This window comes from Burkholderia sp. APQ4-4ca (genome assembly GCF_057837105.1).
The window spans coordinates 49,557-74,114 of sequence record NZ_JBYQCG010000212.1 but is presented as its reverse complement, the minus strand read 5'-3'; the positions used below and the strand labels follow the sequence as shown (position 1 = coordinate 74,114).

The window sequence follows — 24,558 nt, the reverse complement described above, 5'->3', positions numbered from 1 at the left end:
ACTTCAACATTCAAAACAGTTCGAGTTCGCCCGCTTCGACCATCGGCCCGACGTCCTGCACCGATTCGCGGAAATCCTCCGGCGACCAGCTCAGGCTGAACACGAAACGCTGGTCGAGATGGACCGAGCGCCCCGAGGCCGGGTCGGTCATCCGGTACTTGAAGCAGAGCTGCGGACAGTCGCCGCCAAACGAGATGAACTTCTGCTTGTGATTGACGACGAGCGGCACCTGCACCGGATGGCGCGCCAGCGCCTCCGCGTCGCCGAGATAGCGGTTCTTGAACGCGCCCCACACGAGGTTGGTCAGCTCGCCCAGCACGCTGTTCACGTCGCGGAAATCCGGCGCGCGACCGCCGTCGCGCGTGCCGCCGAGCATGTCGAGCAGCGGCTGCTCGCTCGTCTGCAACAGCATGTAGCCGCGGCACCATGCGCTTTCGAGCGCGATCAGGCTGAACACCTCGCCGAAGATGATCTGGTCGCGGACGATGCACGGCGTGTCGTGCTCGATCGTCATGCCCGGGAACAGGCTGTCGAGGCGCGCCTCGGTGATCTCCGAGATGCCGCGCACGAGCGCGTTCGGGTAGTCGCGGCCGAACAGGTATTCGTCGATCGCGCGCTCGAGCGGCGTCATGTCGTCGGCGACGTAGGCCGCGCACGCGACACGGGCGAGCGCATCGGGCAGCCCGTCGCGCGACGCGAGCGATTCGCGCCGCAGGATGATCGGCAGCTCGGGCCGCAGCGCGTCGATCTGCGTCGCGACGATCGCGCTCTCGGCCGGCGAGCCGCCGTAATCCTCGGCGAGCAGGATCGCGCCGAGATCGATGTTCGAGCGCAGCACCTTCAGCAGCCGGCTGCGCCGCACGGTCAGGCCGACCAGGTGGTGCGCGTCGCAGAAACGCTTGATCGCGTCGGCGTGCACGCGGCTGTCGTCGAGTACGAGCACCTTGCTGACGGGTCGGTCTTCGGTCATCTGATGGATTCCTGATGGTCGGTCAGAACAGTTCGAGCTCGCCGCCGGTGTCCAGCGTGGCCGTCTCCGCCACGTGGAAGTCGACCGGCGCGTTCGCGCACACGCACAGCGTCGCGCCGATCCGCACGCCGCCGTCGAGCGTCAGGTCGTACGCGGCCACGTAATCGGGCGAGAGCGCGTGCATGAAGTCGATGCTCGCGCCGCTCAGCAGGTAAGGCGTCGACATCCCGAGATCGGGAAACGGCGCGGTCAGCGCCTGGTTGATCGCGCCGCAACACAGGTTCGCGACTTCCATGAACGCGTCGGTCAGCGGCCGCTGGCTGTTCGTGCCCGCCGTCGCGCCGGCGAAATGGCGGCGCGTCGCATCGTCGTCGCTGAAGCGCAGCGCGAGCAGCAGGCGGAAGTGCAGCGCGGAGATCGTCAGCGCGACCCCATGCTCGGCCACCTTCGGCCTCGATCGCGACTGCGCGTGCACACGGTCCGGCGCGTCGTGTTCGTGATCGGCGGCCGGCTGGATGTCGCACGCACCGCCGGCCGCGAGCCGCGTGCGCGCGGCATCGAAAAAGATCCGCTCGAAACCGGCCCTCGCCTGCGCGCTGATCACGCGGCCTCTCCTTCGATCCGTGCATGCAGTTGCCCGGCCAGCGTCTCGACGGTCGCGAGCGCGGCCGTGATCATCTTGCCGCCGGCCTGGATGTCCTGGAACGTCGCGGCCGTCACGAGATCGTTGCGGTTCAGGCTGTCGCGATAGCTGTTCGACAGTTCCTGCGAGCGCGCGGCCAGCCCGCGTACTTCGCTCGCGACGATCGAGAAGCCGCGCCCGGCCGTGCCTGCACGCGCGGCCTCGATCGACGCGTTCAGCGACACGATCGACACGTGCGCGACGATCGCCGACAGCTCCTGATTCTTCGCGCGCATGTCCTGGTTCTGCGTGGTCAGCGAGATCATCTGCTCGTGCCAGCGCTCGAACGTGCCGGCGAGCCCGCGCAGGCGCGCGGCTTCGTCGGCGATCTTCATCGCCTGCTGCGCGAGCGCGGCACGATCGGCCGACAGCGCCTGCAACGCGTCGCGCTGCGCGCCGTTCGCGGATGCCTCGTTCGTCAATGCCTCCTCGAGCTGCGCCTCGCGTTGCGCCCATGCGTCGGCCGCCCGCGCATGCGCCGACGCCGCCTCTTCCGCCCGCGCATCGGCCGCGCGGAGCGCATCGCGCAACGCGTGTGCGTCGCGCGCCATCGACGCGACGAGCCGTCGGCGCATCACGCGAAACACGATCGCCGCCGCCACCGCGACGACCACGCCGCCCGCGAGCGCGGCGGCCATCTGGATCATCCACGCCTGCACGATCACGCCGTCACTCCGCCGCGCCGATAGCCGCGCTGCGCGCGCGCGGCGCGTGCCCCGCGCCGTGCGCGGCACCGTCCGCCGCGAAGCGCGCCGGCAGCGACACGATCGTCTCGAACGCACGATACGGCGCACCGACGCGATCGTCGGTGAAGCGCAGCGCGATATCGCCGCCGTCGCGCTTCAGGAAATTGCGCACCGCGTCCATGCCGACGCCGCGCCCCGATACTTCGGTCACCGCCTGCGCGGTCGAGAAGCCCGGCCGGAAGATCAGCTCGGCGACGTCTTCGTCGGACAGCGCAGCCTCGCTCGCGGCATCGATCCAGCCGCGCTCGCGCGCGATGCCGCGAATCCGGTCGAGCGCGAGGCCGCGGCCGTCGTCGCCGAGCACGAACCACAGTTCGCCGCCGCCCACGCCGACCGCGATGTCGATCGTGCCGGACGCCGGCTTGCCGGCCGCGCGCCGCGCGTCGGACGATTCAATCCCGTGGTCGATCGCATTGCGCAGCAGGTGCATGAACACGTTCCTCAGCGTCGCGACGATCTCGCTGCGCACGCGCTGGCCGTGGCTGTCGATGTGCACGACGGGCGCCGGCTTGCCGAGCTCGGCCGCGAGCGACGGCAGCGATTCGATCACGCCGCCGAGCGCGTCGCCGATCCCTTGCGTGCCGAGCTGGCTCAGCATGCGGCGCACCGCATCGCGCGCCACGTGCCAGTCGGACGCGTTCGCGGGATCAGCGCCATCGAGCACGCGCAGGCTCTCGCTGATGTGCGCGCGCTCGACCATCAGGAAATCGGCGCCATTCTGCGCCGGCTCGCCGCTGCGGCCGAGCGTGACCGCATTGATCGTCGCATAGTGGTCGACGGCTTCGCGTACACGCGCCAGGTCATCCATCAGCGCATCGCGGTTCCACTCGGGGCCGCTGTCGGCGCGGCGCAGCGATTCGTACGCCTGCTCCGCTTCGTGGACGATGTTCGTCAGATGCTGGAGGCTGTACGTGCGCGCATTGCCCTTGATCGTGTGCATGTTGCGGAACAGCGCCGCGACGATCGAGTGATCGGCGCGCTCGTGCTGGCGGATCATCCGCTCGTTCTCGCTGAGGAAGCCCTTCGCGCTGTGCACGAAGTCGTGGAACTTGTCCTGGCTGATCGACAGAATCTCGCCGATCATCTCGAGGCGCCGCTGCTGTTCGCCGGCCTGCGCGGTCAGCTCGCGGATCTCGGTCACGTCGCGCACGCACAGCATCAGGCGCACCACCGTGTCGGTCTCGTCGGTAATCGCCGACCAGCTCAGGTCCAGCCACTTCTCGCGGCCGTCCGGCATCCGCTTCGCGACTTCGTTGACGAGCAGGTGTTCGTTGAAGCCGAAGTTCATGCTGTCCTCGCCGAGGCACGCATGCACGGCCGCATCGATCTGCGAGCGCGCGTCGGCGCCGATCGACGAATCGTCGAACACGAGCGCCATCAGGTCGCGGCCGGCGATGTCGTTCGTCTCGAAGATGGTTTCGAGGTACGCCGAATATTCCGCATGCACGACGCCGCCTTCGACGACGGTCAGGATGCCCTGCTGCATGTTCTGCAGCATCGCCTGGATGTCGGCCGTCTTCTGCTTCAGTTGCGCGGCGTTCTCCTGGATCTTCTCGATCATCCCGTTGAACGCCACGATCGAATGGCCGATTTCGTCCATCCGGCCCACCGGCACGCGGCGCGTGAAATCCTGGCTCGTCGCGATCTCGCTCATCGCCGTCTGCATCCCGATCAGCGGGCGCGTGATCTGGCGATACAGCACGAAGCCGAGCGCGGTCAGCAGCACGATCACCGTGCCGGCGACGCCCGCGATCGCGGTGGCCGTGGTCGCGAGCATCCCGTTCAGCGCGCCGATCGCGTCGTCCTTCTGGCGGTTCTTCTCGACGCGCAGCGTGTCGACGATGCTTTCGAGTTCGTCGCGATACTGCGCGACGTTCGCGAACAGGTAGGCCTGCGCCATCTCGGCCTTGCCGTCCGTCTTCATCTTCACGGTGTCGGCGATCGCTGCGAAATAGTTCGCGGCGCTGTCTTTCGCCTGCGCGACGAGGCCTTCCTGCGCGCGGCCGACCGCCGATTTCGCCTGCGCGTCGAGCGCGGCGCGCAGCGCGGCCTGCTTCGCCTTCAGCTCGTCGCGCGCCTGCGCGGCGGTGTTCGCGTCGGGCGCGTAGACGAGCGTCATCGTCGCGATCTGGATGTTCTTCACGTCGGCGACGAGATCCGCCGACGCGAGCGCGCTCGGCACGATTCCCTGGGTGACCTGACGCACCTCGGACGCGCTCTTGCGCGTCTGGTACACGGCGTAGACGCCGATCGCGGACAGCGCGAAGAACGTCAGGACGACTAGCAGCGTAATGCGATGACGGATGGTCATGAACACGGCTCCCCGCGGCGATCGGGTTTCGATCGCCCTTTGGTCTATTGAAAGAATGTGAGCGCCGAATTATCGGGGATGGTGTATGACTGTCCGATGACCGAAAATTAATCGTTCATTGAGGAAATTGAAATGAATAATTGCATGCGGAAAAGTCTAAAGTTTTTCGCGGATTGGCCGTTAACTTCCCGCCGTCCCGCTCCAGGCGGCCGAGGCCCTGGACGAATCGCCGGAATAGTGGGAATTCATTGTTTTATTCATGATTCGCAGCATTCGCTTTATTGAATGGGGGCAAAACGGCCGCGCATTATCGACGAGCGGGTTTGTTTTGGTATTTTTTATAATCTTGCAATATTGCCCGGCTGGTTCGCTGATGTCGAACCAGCATGATCGACCGTTCAGCCTTTGCTCGGGACTGCCGGGCCGTCGGTCCCTGCCTGGGCCGCTTGATGCCGCGACGGCGCTCGAAACGATCGAAGCCCCGATTCATTCCCGACAGGAAACAATCAATCCCGTCCCGGCGATTCCCCTGCCGATCCGCCCGCTCTAGACTGTCGCATCGTTCCCCTTCCGGACCCATGCGATGACCGACGTCCTGCCGCTGACCACCGAACCCGAATCCGGCCTTCAATATCTGCTACGTCCGGCCACCGGCCGCCCGGCCGCCCGCCTGTTGCTGCTGCATGGCGTCGGCGGTAACGAGACCAACCTGCTGACCGTGGCCGACACGATCGATCCGCGCATCGAAATTGCATTCCTGCGCGGCCCGCTCACGTTCGGGCCCAATCAGCATGCGTGGTTTCCGGTGCGGTTCGGCCCGAACGGCCCTGAAATCGATGCGGCGCGCGCGGACGAGAGCCGCGTGCAACTGATCACGCTGCTGCATGCGCTCCGCGCGCGGGATGGCTCGGCGCCCGCATTGCCGACCGTGATCGCCGGCTTCAGCCAGGGCGGCATCATGAGTGCGAGCGTCGGCCTCACGTCGCCGGGCGACGTCGGCGCGTTCGCCGTGCTGTGCGGGCGCATCCTGCCGGAAATCGATCCGCTGGTCGCGCCGCGCGACGCGCTTCGCCCGCTTCATGCGCTGATCGTGCATGGCCGCTTCGACGACAAGCTGCCCGTCGCTTGGGCGAGCAAGGCCGATGCGACACTCGCGGCGCTCGGCGTTGCGCACGACACGCGGCTGTATGCGGCCGGCCACGAGCTGACCGCGGAGATGGCCGGCGATTTCGGCCGATGGGTCGGCGAGCGCGCCGGGTTGAACTGAAGTTGCATTGAACGGAATCGAACGCACCGGGGCGCCGGCCCGCGAACGGACCGGCGCACCGGTGCATGACGTCAAGCGTTCGTCACGCGTTCCGCGCGGGATCCGCGACGGCACGCACGGATGCCGGCATCGCCGCCGCCCGCTCGCGCTCGGCGCCGCGTTTCGCCAGCTTCCAGCCGATCACCAGCGCGAGCACGACGACCGGAATCATCGCGACGGTCCACGTGCCGCCCGGGTAGTCGAACGCCATCAGCACCAGCACGCCGACGAGGAAGGCGAGCGTGAGCCACGACGTGAACGGTGCGCCGGGCATCCGGAACGACACGGCCTTCATCTCGCCGCGATCGACCGCGCGACGGAACAGGATCTGGCACATCACGATGAAGCCCCACGTCGTGATGATCCCGAGCGACGCCATGTTCAGCACGATCTCGAACGCCTGCGCCGGCACGATGTAGTTCAGCGGCACGCCGATCGCGTTGATCGCGACCGTGATCAGGATCCCGCCGTACGGCACGCCGCGCGCGTTCATCCGCGACACGAAACGCGGCGCCGAGCCGCCCATCGCGAGCGAGCGCAGCACGCGGCCCGTCGAATAGAGCCCGGAATTCAGGCTCGACAGCGCGGCCGTCAGCACCACGACGTTCATCACCGTGCCGACGTACGGCACGCCGAGCTTGCTGAAGAACGTGACGAACGGGCTTTCGTGCGAGCTGTACGCGGTCCACGGCAGCAGCAGCGTCAACAGCACGACCGAACCGACGTAGAACAGCGCGATACGCCACATCACGCTGTTGATCGCCTTCGGCAGCACCTTGCGCGCGTCGGCCGTCTCGCCCGCCGCGACGCCGACGAGTTCGATGCTCGCATACGCGAACACGACGCCCTGCACGATCAGCACGGCCGGCAGAATCCCGTGCGGAAAGATCCCGCCGTGATCCGCGACGAGATGCAGCCCCGTCATCTGCCCCGCCACCGGATGGCCGCTCGCGAGAAACACGGCGCCGACCGCGAGAAACACCGCAAGCGTGCCGACCTTGACGAGCGAGAACCAGAACTCCATCTCGCCGAACACCTTCACGCCGATCATGTTCATCACCGACACGATGCCGAGCGCGCCCAGCGCGAACACCCATTGCGGCACGTCAGTGAACACGGCCCAGTACTTCATGTAGATCGCGACCGCGGTGATGTCGACGATGCCGGTCGTCGCCCAGTTCAGGTAGTACATCCAGCCCGCGACGAACGACGCGCGTTCGCCCATGAACTCCCGTGCGTACGACACGAAGCTGCCGCTGGTCGGCCGGTGCATCACGAGTTCGCCGAGCGCGCGCATGATCAGGAACGCGAACACGCCGCACACGAGATACACGAGCGCGAGCGCGGGCCCCGCGCTTTGCAGGCGGCCGCCCGCGCCGAGAAAGAGGCCGGTGCCGATCGCACCGCCCATCGCGATCATCTGCACGTGCCGGGGCTTCAACTGCTTCGCATAGCCGGCTTCGTGCGACGCGAACATCGCATCGGGATCGGCATGCGCGGCATCTGCGCCGCCGGCCGGACCGGCCGGGCGCTCGCTGGGGTGTTTCATCGTGAGTCTCCGTTGTTTGTAGATGTGTCGCGCCCCGCTCCGTGGGCGCTTTCGGTACGACCGCGCACCGGCTCGCGTCAGAACGCGCGCGGCCGGATCAGCGCTTCGGGGTGCAGCGCTTCGTCGAGTTGCGCCTCGGTCATCAGTTCGCGCGCCAGCACGACCTCGCGGATCGACTTGCCGGTCGCATGCGCTTCGGCGGCCACGGCGGTCGCGCGCTTGTAGCCGATGTACGGATTCAGCGCGGTCGCGAGCGCCACCGAGCGCTCCATCGTTTCGCGCAGCCGCTCGGGATTCGCGGTGATGCCGCTCACGCATCGCTGCGCGAGCGTCGTGCACGCGGCCGTCAGGTGGCTGAAGCTGCGGAACAGCGCGCTCGCGATCACCGGTTCGAACGCGTTGAGCTGAAGCTGGCCGGCCTCGGCCGCGAAGGTGATGGTCACGTCGTTGCCGAACACCTCGAACGCCACCTGGTTGACGACTTCCGGGATCACCGGGTTCACCTTGCCGGGCATGATCGACGAGCCGGCCTGCACGGGCGGCAGGTTGATTTCGCCGAAGCCCGCGCGCGGGCCGCTCGACAGCAGCCGCAAGTCGTTGCAGATCTTCGACAGCTTGACGGCGATCCGCTTGAGCACGCCCGACACCTGGACGAACGCGCCGCAATCCTGCGTCGCCTCGATCAGGTTCGGCGCGGTGCTCAGGTCGAGCCCGGTGATGCGGCGCAGCGCGGCCAGCGCCTTCTCCGCGTACTGCGGATGCGCGGTGATGCCCGTGCCGATCGCGGTCGCGCCGAGGTTGATCTCGCGAATCAGCCAGCCGGCTTCCTGCAGCCGCGCGATGTCTTCCGTCAGCATCACCGCGTAGGTCGAGAATTCCTGGCCGAGCGTCATCGGCACCGCGTCCTGCAACTGCGTGCGGCCGAGCTTGAGCAAGCCGGCGAACGCGTCGGCCCGCTCCGCGAAGGCATCGCGCAGCCGCGCCATCGCTTCGAGCAGATGTTCGACCGCGAAGCACGTCGCGATCCGAATCGCGGTCGGATAGACGTCGTTGGTGCTCTGCGCGAGATTGACGTGCTCGTTCGGATGCAGGTATTCGTACTGCCCGCGTGCGTGCCCCATGATTTCGAGCGCACGGTTGCAGATCACCTCGTTCGCGTTCATGTTGGTCGACGTGCCGGCGCCGCCCTGGATCACGTCGACGACGAACTGGTCGTGCAGCCGCCCTTCGCGGATCTCGACGCATGCGGCGGCGATCGCGTCACGGTACGGCCGCGGCAGCAGCCCGAGTTCGCAATTGGCGTCGGCCGCCGCTTCCTTCACCGACGCGAGCGCCATCACGAGGTACGGCAGCGATGCGATGGTGCGGCCCGAAATGTCGAAATTCTCTTTCGCGCGCAGCGTGTGGACGCCGTAATAGGCGGTATCCGGAATACTTCGTCTGCCTAAAAGATCCGCTTCGACGCGGAAGCCGTTTTCTGCCATCGTGCCCTCCTGAAATGTCTCGTGCCGCTCGCCGGCCGCCGCTTGCCGACACGACGGGTTCGCATTCTATGCCTTTGCAAAAACAAGCTCTCTTCTGTATTATCGAAAGCGGTTTTGCGTGGGACGCAATAGCGAGAATCGAATGAAAAAAGGCGCGAGAGAACCCGGCATCGATCATCTAGGCGCGATGCGCGCGTTCGTGCGGGTGGTCGAAACGGGAAGTTTTTCGGCGGTCGCGAAGGAGATGCACGTGTCGACGTCGACGGTCGCACGCAAGGTGACCGCGATCGAGGAGGTGCTCGGCGTCGCGCTGCTGCACCGCTCCACGCACAGCGTGACGCTCACCGAAGCCGGCCACATCTATCTGGAGCGTGCGGTCACGCTGATCGCCGATCTCGACGACACGCTGCGCGTCGTCGCCGAGCTGAATGCGCAGCCGAGCGGCCCGTTGAAGCTGACCGCGCCGGTCGCGTTCGGCCGCCGCCATCTCGCGCCGCTGATCGCGCCGTTTCTCGCACGCTATCCGACGATCCAGCTCGACGTGCGGCTCACCGACAACCACAACGACCTCGTGGCCGGCGGCTTCGACCTCGATATCCACGAGGGCGAGAACTACCTGGACAACCTGGTCGTCCACCGGCTGTCGCGCAACGACAGCATCCTGTGCGCGACGCCCGGCTACCTCGACCGCTGCGGGCGCCCGGCGACGCCGGACGACCTGAAACACCACAACTGCCTGCGCTACGTGCACCCGGAAGGCGATCCGCGCTGGGAACTCGTGCGCGGCGATGCGCGGCACAGCGTGCTGCCGGCCGGCAATCTCGTCACCGACCATTCGGAGCTGCTGCTGGAGGCGACCTGCGCGGGGCTCGGCATCGCGGAATTCGAGATCTGGCTGGTGCGCGATCTGCTCGCGAGCGGCCAGCTCGAAGCCGTGCTGCCGCGCTACCGGCTGCAGAACCGGCTGACCGGCGAGTTCATCTACATCGCGTATCTGGCGAACCGGCGCAGCTCGGCGAAGCTGCGCGTGCTGAAGGATTTTCTCGCGGAACACCTCGCGCAGATCGGCGAGCTGTCGGATCGGGAACTGGCGAAGATTCGCGACGCCCGCGCGTAGCGTGCGCCGATGCGCGGCCCGGACCGCGGGCCGGCGGCATCGGCGCGGCGACCGCGTTCAGGCTGCCTGCAATTCGAACGGGAACGTCGCGTGCCCGAACTCGACGCCCTGCGTGTTGAGCATCGGCGGCCGGTGGAAGCCGCCCAGTTGCGCGCGCTGCGCGGCCGTGCCGATCTGCAGCCGCTCGAGGATTTCGCTGACGACCATATAGAGCACGTCGAGATTGCCGTCCTCGATCTTCACCGAGATGCCGAGCGCGCCGTCCGCACCGAGTTGCCGCGTGCGTTCCGACGCGCGCACGCCGATTCCATAGCACGCATCCGCGCCGAGCTTGCCGACCACCTGGCCGCCGAACGCATTCATCAGCACCGTGCAATAGCGCCCTTCGCCTGCGACCAGTTCCGGATGGGCGGTCATCGCACGGTGAATGCGCGCCAGTGCGCGAATGCGGCCCGTGAGCGCGCCGCCCGTTTCCACCGCTTCCACCGCGTCCGCGCCGTCGGCCAGCGACGCGTACAGGCGCGCCAGCCGGTCCAGCGAGAACGCCGGCGTCGGCAGGTTGCAGCCGTCGATGCCCCATTCGACCTCGTCGTCGCGCAGGCCGCATGCGTCGGCCATCACCCGCTTCACACGCACCTGCATCGGATGGTCGGGCAGATGGTAATCGGCGATCGCGGCGCCGATCGCCCGCGCGCCGGCCAGCATCCCGACATGCTTGCCCGAACAGTTGCTGCATACGCCGGTCGGCGTGTAGTCGCGCTTGATCCACGCCCGGTACACCGCGTCGGACAACGGCGGATGGCCGCCGCAGCGCAGATCGGATTCGTGCGCGGCGACCTTCGCGAGCATCGCGCGCGTGCGTTCGATGTGACGATCCTCGCTGCTGTGCGATGCGCACATCAGCGCGATGTCCGCGTCGTCGAAGCCGAAACGCTCCGGCGCGCCCGTCTCGATCACCGACAGCGCCTGGGCCGGCTTGGCCGCCGACCGCGCGAGCGTCATCCGGAACGGATCGCCGAACCGGGCCAGCAGCCGGCCGCGTGCATCGACGACCGCCACATGGGCGACGTGCGTGTTCTCGATCGCATTCCCGCGGTACGTGACGACCGCTGCGCGTGGGGTGTCCATCCTCTTCTGTCTCCTTGCTCGCGGGCCTGATGCCGGGGCCCGTCCAACCGGTACGGCAGTGTAGCGAGTCGTCGCCGCCGCGCGTCGGCCGTCGTCATGGAAAGCGGTGTTGCATGCGACGCAAAGGCGGTCGCCTTCCACGAAAGATGGACTGAATTAGTACAAAGACGCTCCGATCGGTCAGCTATTTACCGCTCAGCGGCGCGCTGCAGCGGGAACTGCCGGCAAGCTCGCGCCTGTGCCGGGCCGGAGGCGGATCGAGGTACGCGCGTCGCGTCAGGCGTCACGGAAACGCCAGCAGCCGTGGACGCTATCGATATTCGTCGATCTCGATCGCTGCCCCGACTGATTCAATCAGCTGGCGGGTAGCGTCCGACACGTAGGGCACACGATCACCCCTGAAGCACGTCCGGACCGAGTTGCCGCATGTACGCCAACGCGTTGGCAGTGAGGCCCGCATATTTCGGCCGGTGCAGCATCAATTCCGAAACGGCGCTGCGTTGCCCCATCGATCGGCATGCACCGATAGAACCTGGGGCGCGAGTCAACGTCGCGCGTTTTCCTGAACCTAAATCGAGAGTTACCGAGGCATCCCTGGTGCTCCGCTTTTTAGATCAATCTGCATTGCAAAACGGGATAACACAATAGAGCTATTGACTGCCCTCCCCGGTATCCGATGGTTTCGTGGTATTTACCTGCGGCAATCCGCTGTGCATCTGGACCACCTGCATACCGATCAATGGATGGCTCGCCGCCCGCGAAGCAGCGGCAATCGGCAAGCGCGTGCGCCCAAGGTGCTTGCCGCTTCCTCGAGGGCCAGTACCATTCCCCGGCACCTGGCATACATCAGGCGGCAGGCCTTTTTATTCATCGTCTCTGTTGGCAATCTTGCTCGAAGAACACCAGCAAGCTCATTGCCATGAGATCATGGGGAAAATTTAAACGATTGTTGAATATCGGAAATTTAAAAATCAATATATTTATAACTTATCCGATTGATTTTCAAAAAATCAACTTAATCATCCCGTCCCGAGCTCAGTCCGCATGACGCTCACGCGCTGATGGGCTTCATGACCGAGGACTGCGTATTCGACGACACCGGCGGCGCCGACACCCCCGGCACGCGCTTCGTCGGCCGCAGGACTGATGCGGCCTCAAGCACGCATGCATGCGCGCACGTTCACGCGAGGGGGTACCGCAGCCAGAAGGTTTCGCGGCACGCGTTGTCGAACGTCAACCGCGACGGGTTGATCGGCTGCGCATCAGGATGGCGCAGCACGTCGTAGTCAATCCAGCATTCGGCGCACAGCAGGTCGGAAGGCGCACGGTCCTGCTCGACCGAGCGGCGCACGATCGCGCCGGTGTCGAACCGGTATTCGGTTTCCTCGCGGGTGACCTCGACGTCCTCGTCGGTCCAGCGATCGTGCGATGTCGCGTGCGACACGATCGACACGGAGCCGGCGAGCCCGTGGATCGCGGCGACGTAGGAAATAAGCTTGTCCATGGCATGGCGGCGAACTGGCGGATGGCGCGTTTCGCGCCACGCATGCAGCGCGAAGCGGTCCGAGCGGCGAGTATAGCCGCGCGTCGATGACCTTGCCGCCGGCAGGGTTTCGCCCTCGCGCGCTACGCGTCCAGCGCGAGCAACGCGAACGTCGCGAGCCAGTGCTCGCCCATGTAGTCGCCGGCCACGTGCGCGAGCGCGCTCGCGAGATGCCGGTCGGCCGCCTCGAGCAGCTTCGCGCGCCGCGCATCGCCTTCCGGCAGCGCGCCGGCCAGCGAACGCTGGCACCACGCGCGGCTCAGGTTCAGCCCGTCCAGATGCGCGATCTTGCCGTCGCTGCGGTCGCTGACCGTCGCCGGCTCGAACAGCGTCGCCGGCTCGCCGCGCGCGAGGTCGGGCAGGAAGCGCGCGAACCAGCCGTCGAATTCGGCGGCCGGCAGCACGCGGCGCATCAGTTCGGCTTCCATCAGCGCGGGCGACAGGAATTCGTCGCCCGACGGCTCCCACGCCTGGCAGGCGACGTCGTTCAGGTGCCAGCGCTTCGCGGTATCGACGATCAGCGCGGCGAGCCCGTCGCGCTGCGTATCGCGCGCGAAATCGAGCGTGAGCGCCAGCGCGAACGCGGTATTGAAGTGGGTGCCGACGCGCAGCGGATAGGTCGCCTTCGGCAGGAAAGTCTCGAAGCGCGACACGAACAGGTCGGCCAGCGGCGCCATCGTCTTCGCCCAGCGCGCGGCCTGCGGCAGCACGCCCTTCAGCGCGAGCCGCTCGAGCTGCGCGACGAGCGCGAGCAGCCATGCCCAGCCGTACGGCCGCTCGAAGCCGGCGTTGTGCGGCAGCGCGAGATACGCGCGCTCGCCGGCGACGTTCGCGTCGGTGAAGTGCGCGTCGACGATCGCGACGATGCGCTCGGCCTCCGGCAATGCCGGATAGCGTTCGAGCACGCGCAGCACGAGCCAGTAGCCGTGCACGCACGAGTGCCAGTCGTAGCTGCCGTAGAAGATCGGGTGCAGCGCGCGCGGCCCCTGCACGTCGTGCGGACCTTCGAGCGCATGCGCGAGCTTGTTCGGATATTCGCGGGTCAGGTGCGCGAGCGCGAGCGACGCGAATTTCGACGCGAATTCGGGGGTAAGTCGGTCGGTCATGAGGATCTCGTCCATCGAATCAGAAGCGGAATACGAACGCGTACATCAGCAGCGTGTTCACGGCCAGCAGCAGCACGGCGGTCGGCCACTGCGCCTTGATCACGCCGTTCTTGTCCTTCAGTTCGAGCAGCGCCGCGGGCACGATGTTGAAGTTCGCGGCCATCGGCGTCATCAGCGTACCGCAGAAGCCGCTCAGCATCCCGATCGCGCCCATGATCGCCGGATTGCCGTGGAACTGGTGGACGATCAGCGGCAGGCCGATGCCGGCCGTCATCACCGGGAACGCGGCGAAGCCGTTGCCCATGATCATCGTGAACAGCGCCATGCCGACCGTATAGGCCGCGACCACCGCGAACGGCGAATCGATCGGCACCCACTCCTTCACGAGCCCCGACACCACGCCGCCGACGCCCGCGACCGCGAACAGCGCGCCGAGCGCCGCGAGCATCTGCGGCAGGATCGCGGCCCAGCCGACCGCGTCCATCGTGTGGCGTGCTTCCTTCAGCGCATGCACGGGCGAATCGCGCAGCATCGCGAGCGCGACGACGAACGCGACGATCGTGCCGAGCACGAGCGAGATGAGCGTCACGCTCTTCGGCTCGACGAACGGCACGAGTTTCAGCGCGAACGTGCCGATCAGCGTGACGAGCGGAATCAGCAGCGCGGGCAGGAACAACCGGTTGCCGAAGCGCTGCGCGAGCGTCTCGCGCCGCACGGCCGCCGCTTGACCTGCCTCGTCGGACCGCCCGCGGCCGAGCTTGCCCGAACCGGCGATCAGCGCGAGCGCGATAGCCAGGCAGCCCGTCATGAAATGCGGCAGCAGCGCACCGAACAGGAACGTGGCCGCGTAGACGGCCCAGAACGCGAAATTGACGACGCGCCGCGGGTTCGTGCGATCCGTCAGGTTGAAGTACGCGAACGCGGCGAACATCAGCCCCGCGAGCGTGTACAGCGGTTCGAGGCCGATCATCGCGCGCCCTCCTGCTTCACCAGGCCGAAGCCGCGCGCGAGCCGGCGGTCGAGCAGCGCGAGGCGCGTGCAGTGAATCAGCAGCGCGGCGATCGCGGTCGGGATCGCCCACACCGACAGGTGCAGCGGCTCGATGGCGATGCCGTTCTGTTCGAGAAAACCCTTGATCAGCAGGATCGACTGGATCGCGATGAAGATGTCCTCGCCGAAGAACACGGCGACGTTGTCGGCGCCCGACGCATGCGCGCGGATCTGCTGGCGCACCGCCTCGGGCAGCTCGCCGTGCCGCCCGACCGCGGCGGCCTCGGCCATCGGCGCGATCAGCGGCCGCACCATCTGCGCGTGGCCGCCGAGCGACGTGAGGCCGAGTGCGGCGCTCGCCTGGCGCAGCACGAAGTACAGCATCAGCACTCGGCCTGTGGTAGCCGCCTGCACGCGCGCGATCATCCGCTTCGCCTGCTCCTTGAGCCCGTTGCGCTCGAGCAGCGCGATCACCGGCAGCGTGAGCCAGATCAGCCCCATGTAGCGGTTCTCGGTGAACGCCTTGCCGAACGCGCTGACGATGTCGACGAGATTCAGCCCGCCCGCCAGCCCGGTCGCGAGCCCGGCGATCGTGACCACCAGCAGCGCATTGAAGCGCAGCGCGAAGCCGATCACGACGATCGGCACCCCAATCAGCACCAGCATTTCCCCTCCTTGTGTCTGGACGCGCGGCACGTCGGCCGTGCGCTGCCGGCCCGGTTTGCCTCGGGCTCGGACGGCGAAATCTAACACGAGACTTTATCGATAAAAAGTCGACAATTTGGCGGTTCGGGTAAACGTTGAAGCCGCGGACACCGTGCACGCGGCACGTGTCGACCGCGTTTCATCGGACGAATCGGGCGGGCCGGGCGGCGCGCGTGGCGCGGCCGTGGGACGCCGACTACACTGGAAAGCATCGGCAACGTAAGGGAGAGCCGCCATGATTGACGTATTCCAGACCATCGGCAGCCGCGCGTTCTCCGCGCATCTGGCGAAGGACGGGATGGTGACGCTGATGGAGCAACGCCATGAAGTCGACCGCGTGACGCTCGCGACGGCCTATGCCGCGCTCGTCGAGGAAGCCGAGCAGGAAGACGACCTGCGCGACGCGACGGTCGAGGGGATGATGCGCGCGCTGATCCAGGGCTACGCGCGCAGCCATTGACGGCGCGGCGGCGGCGCGTCCGCCGCGCGGCCCCCGATGCCACGGCGCGGCCCGCTACGCGGCCGGCGTGCCCGCGCCCACGCCCACGCCGAACCACCGGCCCTCGCGCGGTTGCCGGTAGTCGGCCTGCGTGAAGATCCTCGGCAAATTCGCCACCGCGCCGTTGCTGGCGCGGTCGAGCGCCGTCATGAACGCTTCGACCTCGTCGCGGCCGGCAAACAGGATCGTGCTGAAATAACGCTCGCGCTCCGCGTCGGTGAGGTTCGTCGCGCTCAACTGGTACGGATGGTGAAGCGCCGCGAACAGGAAGTAATAGCGTTCGGCGTCGTCGCGCAGCACGCGCACCACATCGAGGTCGACCGGAAAATCGCGGTAGAACGACGCGTGTCCGCTCTCGATGTAGATCCGGTACAGCAAACGGCCGTCCTGCTCGATCACGATCGGCGCGTACGGGTCGCGGCTGACGAGGACGGTATCGGGCGCGGTCATCCGGTTCTCTCCTGTCCTTTTTGTCGATGCCGGCACGGTAACATGCGGGCTTTTGCGGCCGGTCCGGACAGGATCGACTGGCCCGCTTGCACGCAATGCGGCATCGCCATAGAGGAAACGCACTGAAACGGCACAATGCGCAAATTTTTCGATTGCCGCCGCCCGCGCCGCATGACAGCATTCGGGCGTCGCCAACCGAAAAGAATGCCGCGCCGCCCGGCCGCCGATGCCGTCCGGCCGCGCCGCACAGGCTGTACCTTCCATGAACCCGGCCCACCTCCAACAACACGACGAACCGACCGGAGAATTCCGCTTGTGAACATCGGCATCGTCAACGACCTCCCGCTTGCCGTCGAGGCGATGCGCCGCGCGATCGCGCGCCGGCCCGAGCACCGCGTGCTGTGGGTCGCGACCGACGGCGCGCAGGCCGTCGAACTGTGCGCCGCGCAGCCGCCCGACATCGTGCTGATGGATCTGATCATGCCGAAGTTCGACGGGATCGAAGCGACGCGGCGGATCATGCGCTCCGAACGACCGTGCGCGATCCTGATCGTGACGAGCTGCATCGGCGCGAACGCGTGGCGCGTGTTCGAGGCGATGGGCGCCGGTGCGCTCGACGCGGTCGATACGCCAAGGCTCGGCGACGGCGCGGCCGGCGACACGACGAAACTGCTGCTCGCGAAAATCGACCAGATCGGCCGCCTGCTCGACGCGCCGGCCGGCGCGCGCGTCGCGGGCGCGGCTGCGCGCGGCGGCCCGCTGGTCGCGATCGGCGCATCGGCCGGCGGCCCCGGCGCGCTCGCGTCGATCCTCGGCAGCCTGCCGGCCGATTTCAACGCGCCGATCGTGATCGTGCAGCACGTCGATCGCGCATTCGCCGAAGGCATGGCGCAATGGCTCGACGGTCAGACCCGGCTCGCCGTACGCGTCGCGCACGAAGGCGACCGCCCGCAGCCGGGCGTCGCGCTGCTCGCCGCGACCGACGATCACCTGCGCATCACGCGCGACGGCACGCTCGAATACACGCGGGAACCGGCCGCGACGCCGTACCGTCCGTCGGTCGACGTGTTCTTCAACAGCCTGACCGAGCACTGGCCCGGCCGCGTGATCGGCGTCCTGCTCACGGGGATGGGGCGCGACGGCGCGATCGGCCTGAAGGCGCTCCGAATGAAGGGCTACCATACGATCGCGCAGGACGAGGCGACCAGCGCCGTATACGGGATGCCGAAGGCGGCCGCCACGCTCGGCGCGGCGCGCGCGATCCTGCCGCTCGGGCGCATCGCTGGCGAACTGGCGGCGCTCGCGCGAATCTGAGCCAGACGATGACCGCGCGCGACGCCCATGCCTGTCCCTGCAACGACCGCAACAACCCGCATCGACCATGACGATTGACCTGACTCGCCCGCCGGGCGGCCCGACCGCGTCGCCCGCCGACGCGCCGGCCATGGTGCTGCTGGTCGACGACCAGACGATCGTCGCGGAAGCCGTTCGGCGCGCGCTGGTCGACGAGGAAGGCATCGATTTCCACTACTGCCCGCGCTCCGACGACGCGATGGCCGCCGCGATCGAGACGCGCCCGACCGTGATCCTGCAGGATCTCGTGATGCCGGGCACCGACGGGCTGAGCCTCGTGCGCGCGTACCGCGCGAATCCGGCGACGCGCGACGTACCGATCATCGTGCTGTCGACGCAGGAAGAACCGGTGATCAAGAGCGCCGCGTTCGCGTCCGGCGCGAACGATTACCTGGTCAAGCTGCCCGATCGCATCGAGCTCGTCGCGCGCATCCGCTACCACTCGCGCTCGTACATGAGCCTGCTGCAGCGCGACGAAGCCTATCGCGCGCTGCGGCAGTCGCAACAGCAACTGCTCGAGGCCAATCTCGAGCTGCGGCGCCTCACGCATTCCGACGGCCTGACCGGGCTGTCGAACCGCCGCTATCTCGACGAATACCTGGCCGCCGAGTGGCGGCGCGGCACGCGCGAGCGCAGCGAACTCTCGCTGCTGATGATCGACGTCGACAACTTCAAGCTGTACAACGACACGTACGGACACGTATCGGGCGACAGCGTGCTCAAGCAGATCGCATCGACGATCGAGCGCTGCCTCGGGCAGTCGGGCGATCTCGCCGCCCGCTTCGGCGGCGAGGAATTCGCGGTCGTGATGCCGGCCACGTCGCCGGGCGCCGCGCGGCTGCTCGGCGAGAAGATCCGGCTCGCGGTCGAGGCGCTGCGCGTGCGGCACGCGCATTCGTCGACGGGCAACCAGATCGTGACGATCAGCATCGGCGGCGCGAGCATCGTGCCCACGCCCGGCCTGCCGACGACCGTGCTGATCGAGGCGGCCGACCGCGCGCTCTATCGCGCGAAGCACGCAGGCAAGAACCGGGTCGAGATCGATCCGTCGCCGCCGCCGCCGGGCGCCGGCGGGTTCGGCGCGCGCTAGCGCGCTACGTCCGGCGAGCGCGCCGCGCTCATGCGGCGCCGAGCCGGCGCGCGTAGTCGTGCGCGTCCAGCGGGCGGCTGAACAGGTAGCCCTGCTGCATGTCGCAGCCGATCTGCTGCAGGAACCGCGACTGCGCCTGCGTCTCGACGCCTTCGGCCGTGACCTTCATCCCGAGCGAATGCGCCATCGCGACGACCGCCTGCGTGATCGCGACCGAGTCGTGATGATCGGGCACGCCCGACACGAACGAACGGTCGACCTTCAGGTTGTGCAGCGGAAAGCGCTTCAGGTACGCGAGCGACGAATAGCCGGTGCCGAAATCGTCGACCGAGATCCGCACGTTCATGTCCGTGAGCGCTTCGAGCATCGGCAGCACGGTGTCCGTATCGTTCATCAGCACGCCTTCGGTGATCTCCAGTTCCAGCGCGGACGGGTCGAGCCGCGTTTGCGCGAGACAACGGGCGACCGATTCGACGAGCCCTTCGTGAAACTGCCGCGGCGACAGGTTGACGGCCAGCATCAAGTCCGGCGCGATCGTGCGGCGCCACTCGGCCGCCTGCCGGCACGCGGTTTCGAGCACCCATTGGCCGATCGCGACGATCAGCCCCGTGTCTTCCGCGACCGGAATGAATTCCGCCGGCGACATCGGCCCGAGCTCGGGGCTCGTCCAGCGCAGCAGCGCTTCGGCGCCGACCGTGCGGCCGGTGCGCGCGTCGACGACGGGTTGATACGCGAGTCGCAGCATGTCCGACGCGAGCGCGCGCCGCAGCGACTGCTCGATCGCGAAGCGGCGCTGCAGCCGCAGGTTGAGCTGCGCGGTGAAGAACGTGAAGTGATTGCGGCCGTGCTGCTTCGCGTCGTACATCGCCGAATCGGCGTTGCGCATCAACGTCACGGCGTCGTCGCCGTCGCGCGGCGCGACGCTGATGCCGATCGATACGCCGAGCCAGTATTCGTTGTTCGCGATCGCGAACGGCTTCGCGATCGCGTCGATGACCTCGCGCGCGAGCGCCGCGAGACGCTCGGGATCGTCGCAGTCGTCGACGAGGATCACGAACTCGTCGCCGCCGACGCGCGTGAGCGCGTAGCGGCCGTCCGCGCAGCCCGCGAGCCGCGCCGCGACGCTGCGCAGCAGCGCGTCGCCCGCGTCGTGGCCGGCCGTGTCGTTGACCTTCTTGAAGCCGACCAGATCGATGAACAGGATCGCGACGCGCGCGGGCCCGGCCGCCGCATCGCGCACGCCGAACAGTTCGCGCATGCGCTCGCCGAGCCAGCGGCGGTTGTAGAGGCCCGTCAGCGCGTCGCGGGTCGCCAGATACCGCAACTGCTGCTGCGCTTCGCGCACCGGGCCGATGTCGTTGAACGACACGAGCACCGAATCGGCCTGCGTCTCGCCCGGCCTCACGATCGGCACCGCGTTGCCGCGCACCCAGATGATGTCGCCGTCCGCGAGACCGAAGCCGACCGTGTAGTCGAGCATCGGCGTGGCCGTCTCGAGCGCGCGCCGGCTCGGCCAGTCGCGCGGGTCGATCGGCGTGCCGTCCTCGCGCAGCTTGCGCATGATCACCGTGGACAGCCGGCGGCCGACGAGCTCGCCCTTCACGCGTATCATCCGGTTCGCGCTCGGATTGCTCGCGATCACGACGCCTTCGCGCGACACGACGAGGATACCCTCGCTCAGGCTGTTGACGACGAGCCGGTGATGTTCCTCGCTGCGCGCGAGCTGCCGCGCGATCCGGTCCTGGTGCACCGCGAGGCCGACGCTGTTGCCGATATCGCGCAACAGCGCGGTTTCCTCGTCGCTTGGTCGGCACGGCCAACGATGATAGACGGCGAACGCGCCGAGCACGACGCCCGCCTCGTCGAGGAACGGCACCGACCAGCACGCGCGCAAGCCCAGCGGCAACGCGATGGCCCGATAGTCGGCCCACAGCGGATCGGTTTCGATGTCCTCGACGGTGACCATCCGGCGCTCGTACATCGCGGTGCCGCACGAGCCGGCCGCGGGGCCGATCGTCGCGCCGTCGATCGCCGCGCTGTACTGCGCGGGCAGCGAGGGCGCCGCGCCGACGCGCACGTGCACGCCGTCCGTATCGAGCAGCAGGATCGTGCACCACGCGCCGTCGCCGAGCAAAGCCTCGGCACGCCGGCAAACCTCGACCAATAGTTCCGGCAGCGGCGTGTTGCGTGTGATCAGCCTCAGTACGCTCTGCTCGGATGCGAGCACTTCCGCGGCGAGCCCGAGGCTGTAGCGAGAACTTTGCGGTTCGGTATTCAAGTGAATCCTGCCGTCTGTCCGACCGGGTCTGATGCGCCCGGTTCGTTTTCGATATTTCGTGCCCTGTTCCGCTCCGGGTTTACGCCGATCCCCGGGTGCGCCCCGTTTGCGCGCCGAGCCAAGGCGCGCCGAAATATATTTAACACCAATCTATGACGATCGGCGTGCCTGCTTGCATCAGGGGTTTACGCTCGGTTGCCGCGCGGCTTGCAGGCGGCGGCCGGTGCGCCGGCAGGTTACTGCAGCGCACGAAAAGCGAACGCGCGGCGGCCGGGGCTGTCGGGCGGGCTGCCGCGCGCCCTGGCCCCGCTCGCTGCCGCCGGCGCGACCGGCGCGCGAGCGATGCACGTCGCGGCCTGCCCGGCCGCGTTTGCGTATCCGTGATTCAATGTCGATCGAACCGGCGCCGCGCCATCCGGCGGCACGGCGATGTGAACCCTCATCGAACGACCTTCACTGGATCACCATGACGAACCCTGCCGAAATCAAGGCGCTCGTTTTCGATGTCTTCGGAACGATCGTCGACTGGAGAAGCGGTGTCGCACGCGCCGCGGCCGCGTTCCTGGACCGCCACGCGCCGACGCTCGACCCGCTCGCGTTCGCCGACGCGTGGCGCGCCGAATATTCGCCGTCGATGGAAGAAATCCGCAGCGGGCGACGCCGCTACGTGCGACTCGACGTACTGCATCGCGAGAACCTCGTCCGCACGCTCGACCGTTTCGGGATCGTCGACGTGCCCGAAGCCGACATCGACACGCTCAATCTTGCGTGGCACCGGCTCGATCCGTGGCCCGATGCGGTCGCCGGGTTGCACCGGCTGAAGCAGCGCTACATCATCGCGCCGCTGTCGAACGGCAATATCCGGCTGATGGTCGACGTCGCGAAGCACGGCGGGCTGCCGTGGGACGCGATTCTCGGTGCCGAGGTTGCGCGTGCGTACAAGCCGTCGCCGGCCGTCTATACCGAAGCGGTCGAGATTCTCGGCCTCGCGCCGGCCGAGCTGTGCCTGGTGGCCGCGCACAACGGCGATCTTGCGGCCGCGCGCCGGCTCGGGCTGTCGACCGCGTTCGTGCCGCGGCCGACCGAGCACGGGCCCGGCCAGACGACCGACCTGCAAGCCGACGAGGCGTGGGATTTCGACGTCAGGGATCTGAACGAGTTGGCGGATCGGCTGGGTTGCCCCGGCTGAACGCCGGCGGCGCGGCTTGCCCCCGCGCTGCGATCGCGAGGCGGGCACAGGCATGCCGCGCCTTCGTTACCTCACCACCGCCCGCCATGCGGTTCGCGCATAGACGAGCAGCAACGGCAGCAGCGCCAGCGCGAACAGCAGGCACAGCGCGAGCACCCACACCGGCCATTGCTGCGGATTCCCGTGCGCCCAGTAACGGTACGGCACGCTCAGGAAGGCGATTTCCATCAGCAGCGCACCGAGCGGCACGAGCCCGTTCAGCACCGCCGCCACGCCGAAGCGGGCCGCGCCGTCGATCTTCTTCCCGGCCCCGTATGCCGCGATCAGGTAAACGAAATACCCGATGATCGCGACCATCACCGCGCCGCCGGCCAGCAGGCCGATACTGCGCACGCTCCGTTCGTGCCACTGCCGGGCTCCTTGCGGCAACACGACATCGACCTTCTCGCCGATGTCGGGCACGGCGCCCGAGCGGATGTTGCCGGGTAGCGTGATGCGTTCGCCATCCGGCATCACGGCTTCCAGGATCGACGTGTACTTGATGCACCGATACGACGAGGTTCGCCCCGAACTGTCGCGGCGCTCGCAGGTATCCCACCCGGACTGGTAGGACACGACGGTCGCCTCGTATTTCGGCGACACCATCAATGCGTAAAGCTCGTCGCCGATCCAGTACGCGAACGGAAAAAACAGCGACACCAGGCAAAAACACACGAGCCACCAGAACGCGACCGCACCGCCGGAGCCGCGCTGGCCGCCCGTCTGTCGGCGCACCATGCGCGACGCGAGCCAGTAGGCGGCCACGCCGAATACGACCACGCACACCACGAAGACCTTGCCCGCATGCGTCAAAGCCATTTGCTCTCTCCCCGATAGCCGGTCGAATCGCCGCCGGCCGTGTTGTCATCCAGATCGATCCTCGCATCGCCGTCGCGCCCCGCCCGTCGACCGCTATTCCGGCTCGCCGACGAACCTCGGCGTCCCCGACTCCCCCGACAGCAGCGCGCGGTTCGCGTCCGCCGCCGCGCGCAGGTAATCCCACAGCGCGGTCACGCGCCGCAGCTTGCGCAGATCCTCGCGGCACGTCAGCCAGAAACACCGCGTGACGACCACGTCGTCCGGCAGCACGGGCACCAGCGCCGGCTGCGTGGCCGCGATGAAGCATGGCAGGATCGCGAGGCCGCCACCCTGCAGCGCCGCGAAAAGCTGCGCGATCACGCTCGTCGTGCGCAACCCGGCCGTCGCGCCGGGCACCGCGCGATCGAGGTACAACAGTTCGTTGCTGAACGCGAGATCGTCGACGTAACTGATGAACGCGTGCCGCGCGAGATCGTCCGTGCACGCGATCGGCGCGTGGTTCGCCAGATAGTCGCGCGTCGCGTAGAGCCGCAACTGGTAGTCGCACAGCTTCGTGACCACGTAAGGCCCGCGCTCGGGGCGCTCGAGCGTGATCGCGAGATCGGCCTCGCGCTTGGGCAGGTTGACGAAATGCGGCACCGGCAGCAGGTCCACCGTCACGTGCGGGTGCGCCGAGCGAAACCGCGCAAGCTGCGGCGCGAGGAAAAAACAGCCGAACCCTTCGGTCGACCCGATCCGCACGTGGCCCGACAGCGCCTCGCCGGTGTTCGCGACCTGATCGCACGCCGATTGCACGGTCGTCTCCATCGCATCCGCATACGCGACGAGCCGCTGCCCTTCGGCCGTCAGCGTGAAGCCGCCGGAGCGCGACTTGTCGAACAGCAGCGTGCCCATCGCGGCCTCCAGCGCGCGGATGCGCCGCGCGACGGTCGTGTAATCGACACCGAGCCGTTTCGCGGCGCCGCTCGCGCGCTGCGTGCGCGCGACTTCGAGGAAAAAGCGCAGGTCGTCCCAGTTCAGGTTGCCGGATACCGGCTCGGTGGCATGTCGCATCGGCGAGGGAAAAAAGCGGGGCTCCGGGCCGGCCGTCGATATGCATAAATGCACATCCAACCGGTTTCTTTATCGGTACATCATGAATCTGCGCATAACTATACTCGACCGTGACCTGCGGACCATGAGCCGCGGGCAATAAAACCGGAGA

Annotated in this window: 22 protein-coding genes and 1 pseudogene; 8 read left to right on the top strand and 15 right to left on the bottom strand. The window is 67.5% G+C overall.

Going from position 1 to position 24,558, the window contains the following annotated elements; genetic code table 11:
- Positions 1-10 precede the first annotated feature (10 nt).
- Genes AC3IFE_RS21985 through AC3IFE_RS21970 form a run of 4 tightly spaced genes read right to left on the bottom strand, consistent with a single transcriptional unit; the run spans position 11 to position 4,709 of the window.
- A complete protein-coding gene (locus AC3IFE_RS21985) occupies positions 11-970 on the bottom strand; it encodes a chemotaxis protein CheX (protein WP_489191944.1) in 960 nt (319 codons plus the stop codon).
- 22 nt (positions 971-992) lie between these two features.
- Complete coding sequence (locus tag AC3IFE_RS21980; RefSeq protein WP_489191943.1) at positions 993-1,574, bottom strand: hypothetical protein; 582 nt, start codon at positions 1,572-1,574, stop codon at positions 993-995.
- On the bottom strand, positions 1,571-2,299 hold the full coding sequence (locus AC3IFE_RS21975; protein ID WP_489192057.1) for a methyl-accepting chemotaxis protein: 729 nt from the start codon (positions 2,297-2,299) through the stop codon (positions 1,571-1,573). Before AC3IFE_RS21975 ends, AC3IFE_RS21980 begins: the two co-directional genes overlap by 4 nt.
- A 22-nt stretch (positions 2,300-2,321) precedes the next feature.
- On the bottom strand, positions 2,322-4,709 hold the full coding sequence (locus tag AC3IFE_RS21970; protein ID WP_489191942.1) for an MCP four helix bundle domain-containing protein: 2,388 nt from the start codon (positions 4,707-4,709) through the stop codon (positions 2,322-2,324).
- 259 nt (positions 4,710-4,968) lie between these two features.
- Between AC3IFE_RS21970 and AC3IFE_RS21965 the strand changes: the two genes are divergently transcribed.
- Complete coding sequence (locus tag AC3IFE_RS21965) at positions 4,969-5,259, top strand: hypothetical protein (RefSeq protein ID WP_489191941.1); 291 nt, start codon at positions 4,969-4,971, stop codon at positions 5,257-5,259.
- A 33-nt stretch (positions 5,260-5,292) separates the two neighbouring features.
- Positions 5,293-5,976, top strand: a complete 684-nt coding sequence (locus AC3IFE_RS21960) for an alpha/beta hydrolase (protein WP_089469523.1) — start codon at positions 5,293-5,295, stop codon at positions 5,974-5,976.
- Positions 5,977-6,058: 82 nt separating this feature from the next.
- Here the strand turns inward: AC3IFE_RS21960 and AC3IFE_RS21955 are convergent, their stop codons facing one another.
- A complete protein-coding gene (locus AC3IFE_RS21955) occupies positions 6,059-7,564 on the bottom strand; it encodes an amino acid permease (RefSeq protein WP_489191940.1) in 1,506 nt (501 codons plus the stop codon).
- 77 nt (positions 7,565-7,641) lie between these two features.
- Entirely contained in the window at positions 7,642-9,048 is a 1,407-nt protein-coding gene (aspA, locus tag AC3IFE_RS21950; protein ID WP_489191939.1) for an aspartate ammonia-lyase, read from the bottom strand.
- Between the two features lie 142 nt (positions 9,049-9,190).
- On the opposite strand from aspA, the gene AC3IFE_RS21945 reads away from it, so the two are divergent.
- The gene (locus AC3IFE_RS21945; RefSeq protein WP_089469520.1) at positions 9,191-10,165 is read left to right on the top strand and encodes a LysR family transcriptional regulator; all 975 of its coding nucleotides are present in this window, start codon (positions 9,191-9,193) and stop codon (positions 10,163-10,165) included.
- 57 nt (positions 10,166-10,222) lie between these two features.
- Here AC3IFE_RS21945 and AC3IFE_RS21940 read toward each other — a convergent pair whose 3' ends face one another.
- Entirely contained in the window at positions 10,223-11,293 is a 1,071-nt protein-coding gene (locus AC3IFE_RS21940) for an asparaginase (RefSeq protein ID WP_489191938.1), read from the bottom strand.
- A 1,043-nt stretch (positions 11,294-12,336) separates the two neighbouring features.
- Between AC3IFE_RS21940 and AC3IFE_RS21935 the strand changes: the two are divergent.
- Positions 12,337-12,432 (top strand): annotated as a pseudogene (locus AC3IFE_RS21935) (nuclear transport factor 2 family protein); the annotation flags it as partial.
- A gap of 41 nt (positions 12,433-12,473) precedes the next feature.
- On the opposite strand, the gene AC3IFE_RS21930 reads toward AC3IFE_RS21935, so the two are convergent.
- The 4 genes from AC3IFE_RS21930 to AC3IFE_RS21915 all read right to left on the bottom strand — a co-directional run bounded on the left by AC3IFE_RS21930 (position 12,474) and on the right by AC3IFE_RS21915 (position 15,598).
- Positions 12,474-12,797, bottom strand: coding sequence for a hypothetical protein (locus AC3IFE_RS21930; protein ID WP_089469517.1), 324 nt, complete (start codon positions 12,795-12,797; stop codon positions 12,474-12,476).
- Positions 12,798-12,919: 122 nt separating this feature from the next.
- Positions 12,920-13,942, bottom strand: a complete 1,023-nt coding sequence (locus AC3IFE_RS21925) for a DUF2891 domain-containing protein (protein ID WP_489191937.1) — start codon at positions 13,940-13,942, stop codon at positions 12,920-12,922.
- Positions 13,943-13,961: 19 nt separating this feature from the next.
- Positions 13,962-14,912, bottom strand: a complete 951-nt coding sequence (locus AC3IFE_RS21920; protein ID WP_489191936.1) for a DUF979 domain-containing protein — start codon at positions 14,910-14,912, stop codon at positions 13,962-13,964.
- Positions 14,909-15,598 carry a DUF969 domain-containing protein gene (locus AC3IFE_RS21915; protein ID WP_301739380.1) on the bottom strand — a complete coding sequence of 230 codons (690 nt, stop codon included), beginning with the start codon at positions 15,596-15,598 and terminating at the stop codon, positions 14,909-14,911. Before AC3IFE_RS21915 ends, AC3IFE_RS21920 begins: the two co-directional genes overlap by 4 nt.
- Positions 15,599-15,872: 274 nt before the next feature.
- On the opposite strand from AC3IFE_RS21915, the gene AC3IFE_RS21910 reads away from it, so the two are divergent.
- The gene (locus tag AC3IFE_RS21910) at positions 15,873-16,097 is read left to right on the top strand and encodes a hypothetical protein (protein ID WP_050013757.1); all 225 of its coding nucleotides are present in this window, start codon (positions 15,873-15,875) and stop codon (positions 16,095-16,097) included.
- A gap of 54 nt (positions 16,098-16,151) precedes the next feature.
- Here the strand turns inward: AC3IFE_RS21910 and AC3IFE_RS21905 are convergent, their stop codons facing one another.
- Complete coding sequence (locus tag AC3IFE_RS21905) at positions 16,152-16,586, bottom strand: hypothetical protein (protein ID WP_489191935.1); 435 nt, start codon at positions 16,584-16,586, stop codon at positions 16,152-16,154.
- Positions 16,587-16,901: 315 nt separating this feature from the next.
- Here AC3IFE_RS21905 and AC3IFE_RS21900 point away from each other — a divergent pair, with 315 nt between their 5' ends.
- A complete protein-coding gene (locus AC3IFE_RS21900; RefSeq protein ID WP_089469513.1) occupies positions 16,902-17,900 on the top strand; it encodes a chemotaxis response regulator protein-glutamate methylesterase in 999 nt (332 codons plus the stop codon).
- Positions 17,901-17,967: 67 nt separating this feature from the next.
- Positions 17,968-19,029, top strand: coding sequence for a diguanylate cyclase (locus tag AC3IFE_RS21895; RefSeq protein ID WP_489191934.1), 1,062 nt, complete (start codon positions 17,968-17,970; stop codon positions 19,027-19,029).
- A 28-nt stretch (positions 19,030-19,057) separates the two neighbouring features.
- Here the strand turns inward: AC3IFE_RS21895 and AC3IFE_RS21890 are convergent, their stop codons facing one another.
- Positions 19,058-21,307, bottom strand: coding sequence for a putative bifunctional diguanylate cyclase/phosphodiesterase (locus AC3IFE_RS21890; protein WP_489191933.1), 2,250 nt, complete (start codon positions 21,305-21,307; stop codon positions 19,058-19,060).
- Positions 21,308-21,773: 466 nt separating this feature from the next.
- Here AC3IFE_RS21890 and AC3IFE_RS21885 point away from each other — a divergent pair, with 466 nt between their 5' ends.
- Positions 21,774-22,496 carry a haloacid dehalogenase type II gene (locus AC3IFE_RS21885; protein ID WP_489191932.1) on the top strand — a complete coding sequence of 241 codons (723 nt, stop codon included), beginning with the start codon at positions 21,774-21,776 and terminating at the stop codon, positions 22,494-22,496.
- Positions 22,497-22,562: 66 nt separating this feature from the next.
- Here AC3IFE_RS21885 and AC3IFE_RS21880 read toward each other — a convergent pair whose 3' ends face one another.
- Both AC3IFE_RS21880 and AC3IFE_RS21875 read right to left on the bottom strand, forming a co-directional pair.
- The gene (locus tag AC3IFE_RS21880) at positions 22,563-23,354 is read right to left on the bottom strand and encodes a uracil permease (protein WP_089469508.1); all 792 of its coding nucleotides are present in this window, start codon (positions 23,352-23,354) and stop codon (positions 22,563-22,565) included.
- 93 nt (positions 23,355-23,447) lie between these two features.
- On the bottom strand, positions 23,448-24,407 hold the full coding sequence (locus AC3IFE_RS21875) for a LysR family transcriptional regulator (RefSeq protein WP_301739383.1): 960 nt from the start codon (positions 24,405-24,407) through the stop codon (positions 23,448-23,450).
- Positions 24,408-24,558: the final 151 nt, after the last annotated feature.